At 34.3% G+C, this 2,525-nt stretch carries 2 protein-coding genes; one reads left to right on the plus strand and one right to left on the minus strand.

Annotation, left to right across the window (positions count from 1 at the left end; genetic code table 11):
• Positions 1 to 257 precede the first annotated feature (257 nt).
• Positions 258 to 1,262, minus strand: a complete 1,005-nt coding sequence (bioB, locus tag GOQ24_RS15915) for a biotin synthase BioB (RefSeq protein ID WP_155091628.1) — start codon at positions 1,260 to 1,262, stop codon at positions 258 to 260.
• 572 nt (positions 1,263 to 1,834) lie between these two features.
• Between bioB and GOQ24_RS15920 the strand changes: the two genes are divergently transcribed.
• A complete protein-coding gene (locus tag GOQ24_RS15920) occupies positions 1,835 to 2,407 on the plus strand; it encodes a Crp/Fnr family transcriptional regulator (RefSeq protein ID WP_155092671.1) in 573 nt (190 codons plus the stop codon).
• Positions 2,408 to 2,525 lie beyond the last annotated feature (118 nt).

Below are 2,525 nucleotides of genomic sequence, written 5' to 3' on the forward strand. Positions count from 1 at the left end.
CTATATAACTAATTATCAAAACAATAGTCATACAACTAAGCATGGACCACAGACTTTGTAAAAATTAGATAAATCATTTCAAATCCCTTAATTATAATCAAATAGCCTTTAAAAACTTCCTTAAAGCGCACAGTCTTAAAGAGGTTCATATAAAAAAAACTAAATAGAAATTGGCTCTATTTAGTTTTAATGAAATACTTACAACTAATCAATTGCAAAGTGAATAATATATAATTACAATTTAACTAAACCTCTATCTAAGATTGACAAAATGATTCTTGGTTTTGTTTAATCATAGGTTTTAAACCTAAGTTCTCCAACATGACCATATCTTTATTCAACGCTGGGTTAGCAGTTACTAAAAGCGTTTGGTTCTCACCTGCAAAAATAGAGTTTGCCCCTGCCATAAAACACCAAGCTTGTTCTACTTCGCTCATCTCAATTCTTCCTGCACTTAAGCGTACCATTGTCTCTGGCAAAACAATACGCGCTGTGGCAATCATACGCACCATATCCCATACCTCTACTTTAGGTAAATCCTCAAGAGGAGTTCCCTTTATACGAGCCAAAGCATTAATTGGCACAGATTCTGGATGCTTGTCCATCGTTGCCAATGTAAGTAACATCGAGACTCTGTCACTTGTTGATTCTCCAAGGCCAATAATTCCCCCCGAACAAACAGTAATTCCGGCTTTTCGCACATTATTAATTGTATTGATACGGTTGTCAAACTTCCTTGTAGAAATAATCTCGTCGTAGAATTCCTCTGAAGTATCAAGGTTGTGATTATATGCATACAACCCAGCTTGTTGAAGTCGCAAAGCTTGTGATTCTGTCAACATCCCTAAAGTACAGCAAACCTCCAAGCCTAATTCGTTTACCCCTTTAACCATATCAATTACCCTATCAAAATCTTTGTTATCCCTTACTTCTCTCCAAGCTGCCGCCATACAAAAACGAGAAGATCCTGCTTGTTTTGCTTTTTTAGCATGGGCTAAAACAGTTTCAGTAGGCAAGAGTCTTTGAACTTTAATATCAGTATGGTAACGAGCCGCTTGACCACAATAAGAACAATCCTCAGGACACCCTCCTGTTTTAATTGACAAAAGTGTACTTATCTGTACTTCATTTTTGGGATGGTACGCTCGGTGTACACTTGCCGCAGTATAAACAAGTTCAAGTAGCGGCATATTGTATATCTGTTCAATTTGTTGTTTTGTCCAATCATGGCGCACCTTTACCGTTTCTAATATAGCATTCATAATAAGTTTATTTCGTTATGGGTCAAAACTAAAGATAGCAGCACAACAACAAATAGTCCACTTTCAAAAAAACACATAGTCCGGGTAAGCCTGTGGGCTTTGAATAATAGATATATAAACAAAATGGGATAGCATCTATAACAAGACCTCTATCCCATTTTTATAAGCACTCTAACATTTTTAAAAATTTGGAAAACACTATACAGATACAACAAGCTGCCAAAAAAAGACAGTTATTACAACTTATTGAATAAAGCTGATTACAAAAAAGAAAACACAGTAACAGCCACTAAATCAATCAATAAAACTTAAAAGTAATAAAAACGGGAGAACATCACTTACACTGTTCTCCCGTTTTTTTGAAAAAAACACTTTATCACTTGTATTGTATAATTGAAAAAAACATACTTTGTGCTAGCAAAGTACTATCAAAGTAAGTAAGGCCCTAATCTTTTTTTAAAACATACCTAAAACGAAAAAGTTTTAATAGATAATTACTTAACTTTGATGAGACAAAATTCAATAAATTAAACTAACCCCCATAGGACATTTGTCCCTAATGTGATAAAAAAATGTTAAGAATAAATATTAGCTTCTTTTCGTATATCGAAACCCTTGCAAACACAGATGTTTTCTCGGATAAAATTTTATTGCAAAAATATAAACCAAAAGAATATTTATTGCATCAAGGCGATCCTGTAACCAAAGTAATAGTTATTAATGAAGGCATTACAAAATGCTTCATTACTGAGGAGAATGGAAAGGAATATATTCCTGAGTTTTTGAGCACTGGTGAGATTATGGGTGAAATAGAAATAATGGGGAAAAAGAACTGCCTGGCTTCTGTAGAAGCCATAAGTGAAGTGACAGCCTATATTATTCCACTCTCAGTATTTGAACACTTGCTTAAAACTGATATAACCTTCAACAATGCACTATTGGAAGTTGAAGCCCTTAGGGTATACCACACCAGTCAAAAGGCTTCATTTCAACAGCTTTACACGGTCGAACATGCCCTTGAAAAGCTATTGGAATTACAAGAAAAGCAGCAATTAAAGATTTCTAAAGAAGATATGGCCTCTTATTTAGGCATTACAACACGTACGCTAAATAGAGCCCTTAAAAAGATATCTGGCGAGGAGTAAAAGAATTGTAAGAAATAAAAAGAGGGTGTCCCAAAAGGTCACCCTCTTTTGTATTATATAAAACGTTACTTTTCTCTTAGATTAAAAGTTCTTGCAATTAAAACGAGTTTTAGACTTA

This window comes from Myroides sp. LoEW2-1 (assembly GCF_009767705.1).
In the GTDB taxonomy this organism is placed as follows: Bacteria; Bacteroidota; Bacteroidia; order Flavobacteriales; family Flavobacteriaceae; genus Flavobacterium; species Flavobacterium album_A.